At 52.4% G+C, this 8,136-nt stretch carries 9 protein-coding genes; all 9 read left to right on the forward strand.

The annotated features are described in order from the left end of the window. Nucleotides 1-217, forward strand: a 217-nt coding sequence (locus tag VIR50_RS09905; protein ID WP_331934966.1) for a DUF4133 domain-containing protein, incomplete at its 5' end; no start/stop codon positions are given. Next, nucleotides 201-2,714: a TraG family conjugative transposon ATPase gene (locus VIR50_RS09910; RefSeq protein WP_331934967.1), complete on the forward strand. Its 2,514-nt coding sequence runs from the start codon at nucleotides 201-203 to the stop codon at nucleotides 2,712-2,714. The genes VIR50_RS09905 and VIR50_RS09910, both read left to right, overlap by 17 nt. A gap of 27 nt (nucleotides 2,715-2,741) precedes the next feature. Continuing rightward, nucleotides 2,742-3,371, forward strand: a complete 630-nt coding sequence (locus VIR50_RS09915; protein ID WP_331934968.1) for a DUF4141 domain-containing protein — start codon at nucleotides 2,742-2,744, stop codon at nucleotides 3,369-3,371. Nucleotides 3,372-3,418: 47 nt separating this feature from the next. Further along, nucleotides 3,419-4,456, forward strand: a complete 1,038-nt coding sequence (gene traJ / locus VIR50_RS09920) for a conjugative transposon protein TraJ (protein WP_331934969.1) — start codon at nucleotides 3,419-3,421, stop codon at nucleotides 4,454-4,456. Nucleotides 4,457-4,640: 184 nt separating this feature from the next. Then, complete coding sequence (traK, locus tag VIR50_RS09925; protein ID WP_331934970.1) at nucleotides 4,641-5,264, forward strand: conjugative transposon protein TraK; 624 nt, start codon at nucleotides 4,641-4,643, stop codon at nucleotides 5,262-5,264. A 4-nt stretch (nucleotides 5,265-5,268) separates the two neighbouring features. Beyond that, on the forward strand, nucleotides 5,269-5,571 hold the full coding sequence (locus VIR50_RS09930) for a hypothetical protein (RefSeq protein ID WP_331934971.1): 303 nt from the start codon (nucleotides 5,269-5,271) through the stop codon (nucleotides 5,569-5,571). Then, a complete protein-coding gene (gene traM, locus VIR50_RS09935) occupies nucleotides 5,564-6,832 on the forward strand; it encodes a conjugative transposon protein TraM (protein WP_331934972.1) in 1,269 nt (422 codons plus the stop codon). The genes VIR50_RS09930 and traM overlap by 8 nt, the downstream gene beginning before the upstream one ends. 49 nt (nucleotides 6,833-6,881) lie before the next feature. Further along, nucleotides 6,882-7,838, forward strand: a complete 957-nt coding sequence (gene traN, locus VIR50_RS09940) for a conjugative transposon protein TraN (RefSeq protein ID WP_331934973.1) — start codon at nucleotides 6,882-6,884, stop codon at nucleotides 7,836-7,838. Next, nucleotides 7,832-8,136: conjugal transfer protein TraO (locus tag VIR50_RS09945; protein ID WP_331934974.1), on the forward strand; the 305-nt coding region annotated here is incomplete at its 3' end. The genes traN and VIR50_RS09945, both read left to right, overlap by 7 nt.

Here is an 8,136-nt window from a genome sequence, read left to right on the forward strand (position 1 = left end):
CCTCTGCGGAGTCAGCCAGATTGCCTGTCTGGTCATAGGCGTAGTGGGTGCCACCCTCGTGGTGTGGCAAACGTTCGCCATGAACCGAAAGTACGGGCAGTACGGGCTGATGAAGCAGGGGGCGGTGCGTATGCACCCACGATATTTACTCAATCGCCGCACGACCTATCACCTTATCCGTAACCTCAAAAGAAAGAAGAATGAGAAACAACAGTAAGATAACGACCTTGGAATCGAAGTTCCCGCTACTCTCCGTCGAGCAGGGGTGCATGGTGAGCAAGGAGGCGGACATCACGGTGGCTTTCCGTGTGGAACTTCCCGAACTCTTTACTGTCACCTCCGCAGAATACGAGGCGATGCACTCGGCTTGGCACAAGGCAATCAAAGTGCTGCCCAACTATACCATCGTCCACAAGCAGGACTGGTTCGTCAAGGAGGACTACCGGGGCAAGCTCTCCGACGGTGGATTGAGTTTCCTTGCCCGTGCATCAGAACGGCACTTCAACGAACGTCCGTACCTGCATCACAGCGTTTACCTATTCCTGACAAAGACCAACAGGCAGCGCATGGCGCAGCAGAGCAATTTTTCCTCGCTCTGCCGCGGACACCTCATTCCCAAGGAGATTACCAACAAGGACGAGGTGATGAAGTTCATGGAAGCCGTCGATCAGTTCGAGCGTATCATCAATGACACCGAACAGATAGGGATTACCCGCATGACGGGAGAGGAACTGGTCGGAACAAGAGAGAAAGGTGGCTTGCTTGACCGTTATTTCTCCCTCTCGGAAGAAGGACACGCCTCACTGGAGGACATCCGTCTGGGTGCCGACCTTGTGCGTGTAGGCGACAATAGGCTTTGTCTGCATACGCTCTCCGACACGGACGACCTGCCGACCACGGTAAGTACGGACAGCCGGTATGAACGGCTCTCCACCGATAGGAGCGACTGCCGTCTTTCCTTTGCCGCTCCCGTGGGCTTGATGCTGCCGTGTAACCATATCTACAACCAGTATATCTTCATCGAGGACAGCGACGCCAATCTTGAACGCTTCGAGAAGCAGGCAAGGAACATGCACTCGCTGGCACGCTACAGCCGTAGCAACCAAATCAACGAGGAGTGGATACAGGAGTATCTCAACATCGCCCATTCACAGGGCTTGACCTCCATCCGTGCGCATTTCAATGTGCTGGCATGGAGCAGCGACAAGGAGGAACTGCGCACTGTCAAGAATGATGTGGGCAGTGCCCTTGCCCTGATGGAGTGCCGACCACGCCACAACACCATTGACACGGCAACACTCTATTGGGCAGGCATTCCCGGCAATGCAGCCGATTTTCCTGCCGAGGAGAGTTTCTATACTTTCATCGAGCCAGCCCTCTGCTTCTTTACGGCAGAAACGAACTACAAGGACTCGCTCTCTCCCTTCGGCATCAAGATGGCAGACCGTCTTTCGGGCAAGCCCATCCACTTGGACATATCTGATTTACCGATGAAGAAAGGTGTGATTACCAATCGCAACAAGTTTATCTTGGGTCCTTCGGGCAGCGGCAAGTCTTTCTTCACCAACCACATGGTACGCCAGTATTACGAGCAGGGGGCGCATGTCCTCTTGGTCGATACGGGCAACTCATATCAGGGCTTGTGCGAACTCATTCACCGCAAGACCAAGGGCGAGGACGGGGTATATTTCACCTATACGGATGAACATCCCATTTCATTCAATCCTTTCTATACCGATGATTACGTCTTTGACGTGGAGAAAAGGGAGAGTATCTGCACCTTATTGCTCACGCTCTGGAAAAGTGCCGATGAGCATATTACCAAGACTGAAGCTGGCGAACTTGGTTCTGCTGTCAATACTTACATAGAACTTATCCGGACGGATCATACCGTCGTTCCCTGCTTCAACACCTTCTACGAGTACCTGCGCGATGTCTATCGGGAGGACATGCAAAAGCGGGACATCGAGGTAACGCTCTCGGACTTCAACATCAACAACCTCCTGACGACACTGAAGCAATACTACCGTGGCGGTCGCTACGACTTCCTGCTGAACTCGGACAAGAACATCGACCTGCTCTCCAAACGCTTTATCGTTTTCGAGATAGACCAAGTGAAGGACAACAAAGACCTTTTCCCCGTGGTGACGATTATCATCATGGAAGCCTTCATCAACAAGATGCGCCGATTGAAGGGTATCCGAAAAATGATACTTATCGAGGAAGCGTGGAAGGCGATTGCCTCTGCAAATATGGCGGACTATATCAAGTATCTCTACAAGACCGTCAGAAAGTATTTCGGGGAAGCCATTGTCGTAACGCAGGAGGTGGACGACATCATCCAGTCGCCCATTGTCAAGGAGAGCATCATCAACAACTCCGACTGCAAGATACTGCTCGACCAAAGAAAGTACATGACCAAGTTCGACGGCATACAGGCGATGCTCGGTCTTTCGGAAAAGGAGAAGAGCCAGATACTCTCCATCAATCAGAACAACGACCCGAACCGGCTTTACAAGGAGGTATGGATTGGCTTGGGCGGTATGCAGAGTGCCGTCTATGCCACGGAGGTGAGCATGGAGGAATACCTTACCTACACCACGGAGGAGACCGAAAAGGTGGAGGTGATGGACAGGGCTGCACGGATCGGCGGCGACATCGAGACCGCTATCCGCCAGCTTGCCAATGAGAAAAGAAACAATAAGAAGAAATAAGTACGAACAATCAAAATAGCAGTAACAATGAAAAAGTTTTTATTCATGGCTCTCTTAGGATTGAGCCTATCGGTTCCCAAAGCCCACGCACAGTGGACGGTCTATGACCCGGGCAACTTCGCGGGCAACATCGCCAACTCCGTCAAGGAGATTGCCACGGCAGGCAAGACGGTGAAGAACACCCTGGACGGATTCAAGGAGGTGGAGAAACTTTACAATGATACCAAGAAGTATTACGATGCGCTGAAGAAGGTGAACAACCTCATCGGCGACGCCTACAAGGTCAAGGAGTGCATCCTCATGGTGGGCGACATCTCGGAGATTTACGTTACCTCCTATAAGAAGATGCTTTCGGACAGGAACTTCCGTCCCTCCGAGCTCGCTGCGATGGCTTCGGGCTACGCCAAGCTGCTGGAGCAGAGCGGTGAGAGTCTGAAAGAACTCAAGTCCGTTGCCAAGTCGGGTGTCTTTTCCATGAACGACCACGAGCGCATGCAGGCTATCGACCGTATCTACACCACATTGCGCGAATACCGCTCGCTCGTGTCATACTACACACGAAAGAACATCTCCGTGAGCTATGTCCGTGCAAGGGAGAGGAACGACCTCGCCTCCGTCAAGGCACTCTATGGCAATACGGCAAGCAGGTATTGGTAATTTCATAGGCAGAACAACAATAAAACATTTATCAAACAAACTCGCTTATGGATTTTGCCAGTTTACACGAGCTTTTACGCTCCACCTATGACGAGATGATGCCCCTCTGCGCCCAGATGACGGGTATCGCCAAGGGGATAGCGGGCTTGGGCGCACTCTTCTACATCGCCCTTCGGGTGTGGGCTTCCATTGCCCGTGCCGAGGCAATCGACGTGTTCCCGCTGCTCCGTCCCTTTGTCTTGGGCTTCTGCATCATGTTCTTCCCGACCATCGTGCTGGGAACGATGAACGCCGTGCTCTCGCCCGTGGTGCAGGGGACGGAGATGATGGTGCACCAGCAGGAGGGCAACCTTGCGGAGTTTACTGCCAAGAGGGACAAATTGCAGGAGGAAGCCTACCTCAAGAATCCCGAAACGGCCTATATGGTGTCCAATGAGAAATTCGATGAGAAGATAGAGGAAATGGGCATCATCGGTCCGGAGGATGCCGTGACGATTGCGGGGATGTACGCCGAGCGTGCCGCCTACCAGACCAAGCAATGGGTGATGAAGCTTGTTCACGACCTGATGGAACTGCTGTTCCATGCTTCGGGGCTTATCATCGACACGCTGCGCACCTTTATCCTTATCGTCCTTTCCATCCTCGGTCCGATAGTATTCGGCATTGCCGTGTGGGACGGTCTGTCGGGTTCGCTTACGGCTTGGTTCTCACGCTATATCTCTGTCTATCTGTGGCTGCCCGTCAGCAGTATCCTGACGGCACTGCTCACTAAGATACAGGTCTTGATGATGCAGAAGGACATCGAGGCGCTCAGCGACCCGAACTACCTTCCCGATTCGGGGACGTGGTACTACATCGTATTCTTCCTCATCGGCATCGTGGGCTACTTCTGCGTGCCTACCGTGGCTGGGTGGATTATCGAAGCCGGAGGCGGTATAGGTTCCTACGGTCGCAATGTCAATCAGACGGCACAGCGTGGCGCACAGGGTGCATACACGGGCGGCAAGTATGTGGCAGGTGGCGCGGGTGCCGTTGCGGGTAATGCTATCGGACGTATCAAGGGAGCATTACTAAAAGGGAAATGATGCAAGCCACATACACCACGCTTTGTACCCCACTCGTGGGGTATCTTAACAGGGCACTCGTGGAGTACGAGCATACCCCACGAGTGGGGTGCGGAAAGGGCTTTTGAAGGGTGAACTCTCATACCCGGACTCCGCCCAGACAACAATTACAGATTAAACAGAAAGAATATTAAACCGGAAAGAAATGGAATTCAAATCACTTACCAATATCGAGACCTCTTTCAGACAGATACGGCTCTACGCCTTTGTCTTCGCCATCGTATGTGTGGCGGTAAGCGGCTATGCCGTCTATGCCTCGTATGCTTTTGCCAAAGAACAGCGGGAGAAAATCTATGTGCTCGACCAAGGCAAGTCGCTCATGCTTGCCCTCAGTCAGGATGCAAGCCGTAACCGTCCTGTGGAAGCCCGTGAGCATGTCCGCCGCTTCCACGAGCTGTTCTTCACCATCGCGCCCGACAAGGATGCCATTGAGGGAAATATGCAACGTGCCTTTCAGCTCTGCGACAAGTCGGCGTTCAATTACTACAAGGACTTGGCGGAGAAAGGCTACTACAACCGTGCCATATCCGGCAATGTCAACCAGCGCATAGAGGTGGACTCCATACGCTGCAACCTTGACGCTTACCCTTATGAGGTAACGACCTACGCACGGCAGTTCATCGTCAGACAGAGCAACGTCACGGAGCGCAGTCTCATCACGACCTGCACGCTGCAGAACTCAGTCCGCTCGGACAACAACCCGCAGGGCTTCCTGATGGAGCATTTTCTTGTGCGTGAGAACAGGGATATTCAAACCTATAAACGGTAAGGCTATGGCACGGAAAGGAAACCATCTGCTCGCCCGCCATTATCTGAGGCTTCACCTGTGGCTCCGCCATCGGTGCGAAAGACTCACGATAAGGCAGCGCAAGGAAATCGTCTATGGGCTGAGTTTCGTTTATTTGGTCTGCTCCCTTTGGATGATAGCGCAGTTCTTCCTTCCACCAAAGGTGGAGAAACTGCCCATCCCCAAGGGAAAGCTGATGGACAGTTCCATACGGACGGACAGCACTTTGCACGAGCTACACGGCAATTATTACCTACAACATCATCAAAAAATCGACAACAATGGATAATAAACAGAAAGAACAACTGAAGAAAGGCTTGGTCTTCGGGGGGCTGGGGCTACTCTTTGCCCTCTCGATGTGGTTTATCTTCGCCCCGCCGGGCAAGGACAATATCGCTGCCGGGCAGGGCTTGAACGACAGCATACCGCAAGCCACCACCGAGCAGCTTACAGGCAACAAGCTCAAAGCCTACGAGTTGGGCGACAAGGCGCACGAGGAACAGCAGGCACGCGAGGAGATGGGACGGCTGTCCGACTACTTCGCCGAGAACACGGCTCCAACGGAAACGGAACGTGCCGAAACAGCCGCTTCCACGGCAAAGATAGAAAACTCGATGCGACGCTATGAGGAGAACAACCGCCTGCTCAATTCCTTCTACGCTCCTGATCCGCATGAGGAAGAACGTGAGGCAATGCGCCAAGAGATTGACAACCTCAAAAAGGAACTATCCTCCAAGGACAGCAGAGAGGATGATGAAGAAAAACGACAGCTTGCTTTGATGGAAAAGAGTTATCAGATGGCGGCTAAGTATCTGCCCAAAACGTCTGCAACTCCGCCCTCTTTGGGCAATGCCTTTACGGACGGCAAGGGAGGCACAGCCACAACCACCGATACGGGAACTGCAAAGGGGCAGGTCGCGCAAGCCAACACTCCTGTAATGGAGGTATTGGCAGAGCGCAGGCAGGTGGTGTCCTCGCTTAATCAACCGATGAGCGATGAGGATTTCATCAAGGAGTATGGCACGAAAGCACGCAATATGGACTTCCATTCGCTCACAGGCACGGCTGTCCCCACGATGCGCAACACGCTCAAAGTGGTGGTGGACAGGACTACCACGCTCAAGGAGGGCGACAATGTGGTACTCCGTCTGCTTGAAACCGCCAAGGTACAGGGGCTGCGCATTCCACGACAGAGCCGCTTGATAGCACAGGCGAAGATTGAGGACAACCGTATGCACCTGCTTATCAGGAGCATTGAGGTGGACGGCCATATCATAGCCGTCAAGCTCTCGGCATACGACACGGACGGACAGGAGGGTGTGTATATCCCCGGCTCGGAGGACATCAACGCCCTCAAAGAGGTCGGGGCGAACATCGGCGGCTCGATGGGGACTTCGTTCACCTTCGCTTCCTCCGCCAAGGACCAGATTATCTCAGAGGCAGTCCGTGGCGTGATGCAGGGCGCAAGCCAGCTTCTCCAAAAGAAACTGCGCACCATTAAGGTAACGCTCAAAGGGGGCTATCGCCTTTTCTTGGTGCAGACCAAATAAAACAATCGAAAATGACAGGTAAAACAATAACATCAAATCAATAACAGCAATGAAGAAACTTATTTTATCAGTGATGCTCCTTGCATCAGCAACGGGGGTAGCCTTTGCTCAGGAAACAGACAGCAATGTAACGCTTAATCCCAATCGTCCGCTTACTTCGGGCGAACTCTTTCAAGGTATGAGCCGTGCCATTCCTAACGGGCGTGTCGTTCTGCCATACGGCTTGGACGTTACCTTCGACAAGACCATGCATCTTATCTTTCCCTCTGCCGTGCGCTATGTGGACTTGGGGTCGCAGAACATCATTGCCGGAAAAGCGGAGGATGCGGAGAACGTGCTGCGCGTGAAGGCTGCCGTGAAGGACTTTGAAACGGAAACCAACATGAGTGTGATTTGCGAGGACGGCTCGTTTTACGCCTTTAATGTAAAATATGCCGACGAGCCGGAGAAACTCAGCGTGGAGATGAAGGACTTTCTGTCTACAACGGAGGGAAGACTACCGAGCAACCGTGCCGACATCTATTTCAAGGAACTCGGCAACGAGTCGCCAGTATTGGTCAAGCTGATGATGCAAACCATCTATCAGAACGACAGACGCACCATCAAGCACATCGGTACGCAGCAGTTCGGCATGAAGTTCCTGCTCCGTGGCTTGTATGCCCATAACGGCTTGCTGTATTTCCACACTCGTATGGAAAACGGCACGAATATGCCGTACTCTGTAGACTTTATTACATTCAAAGTGGTTGATAAGAAGATGGCGAAGCGCACCGCCATGCAAGAGCAGGTGTTGCAGCCACTTCGCGCCTATCATCAGGTGATGCAGGTGCGTGGCATGGGCAGTGAACACACTGTGTTTGCACTCGAGCAGTTTTCTCTTGCAGAAGACAAACAGCTTGAAGTGACGCTCTATGAGAGAAATGGCGGTCGTACACTGACCTTTTATGTAACGGCAGAAGACCTGCAGCGGGCAAAGAAGATTGATAACCTCAAACTGAAATGGTAGACATTATGAAGAAGAAAATCATTTTATCGGTTTGTGCAGCGGTGGCTATGACTTTCAGTCTGCCATCGCAGGCACAGCGACTGATACCCAAGCAAAGGGGAATAGAGGTTGTAGGAGGTGTTCCACTTATCAAGGGAGAAAAGTTTCTTGCTGCTGACAATATCGGCATGGGAGCATCACTCACCCACTATCTGGGTCGTGAGAACTATACCTTTGTTATGGCAGAGTATGAACAGCAGAATATGCCGTACAGAAGTTATAACGTAAAACTCAAGGATGCACTCTTACAGGTGGGCTA

Source organism: Prevotella sp. (genome assembly GCF_036570325.1).
Lineage (GTDB): Bacteria > Bacteroidota > Bacteroidia > Bacteroidales > Bacteroidaceae > Prevotella.

What these genes read in the sequence shown, in the direction of transcription:
- traM (WP_331934972.1), top strand. Translation starts at nt 5,564, where the DNA reads ATGGATAATAAACAGAAAGAACAACTGAAGAAAGGCTTGGTCTTCGGG.
- traK (WP_331934970.1), top strand. Translation starts at nt 4,641, where the DNA reads ATGGAATTCAAATCACTTACCAATATCGAGACCTCTTTCAGACAGATA.
- traJ (WP_331934969.1), top strand. Translation starts at nt 3,419, where the DNA reads ATGGATTTTGCCAGTTTACACGAGCTTTTACGCTCCACCTATGACGAG.
- VIR50_RS09930 (WP_331934971.1), top strand. Translation starts at nt 5,269, where the DNA reads ATGGCACGGAAAGGAAACCATCTGCTCGCCCGCCATTATCTGAGGCTT.
- VIR50_RS09910 (WP_331934967.1), top strand. Translation starts at nt 201, where the DNA reads ATGAGAAACAACAGTAAGATAACGACCTTGGAATCGAAGTTCCCGCTA.
- VIR50_RS09915 (WP_331934968.1), top strand. Translation starts at nt 2,742, where the DNA reads ATGAAAAAGTTTTTATTCATGGCTCTCTTAGGATTGAGCCTATCGGTT.
- traN (WP_331934973.1), top strand. Translation starts at nt 6,882, where the DNA reads ATGAAGAAACTTATTTTATCAGTGATGCTCCTTGCATCAGCAACGGGG.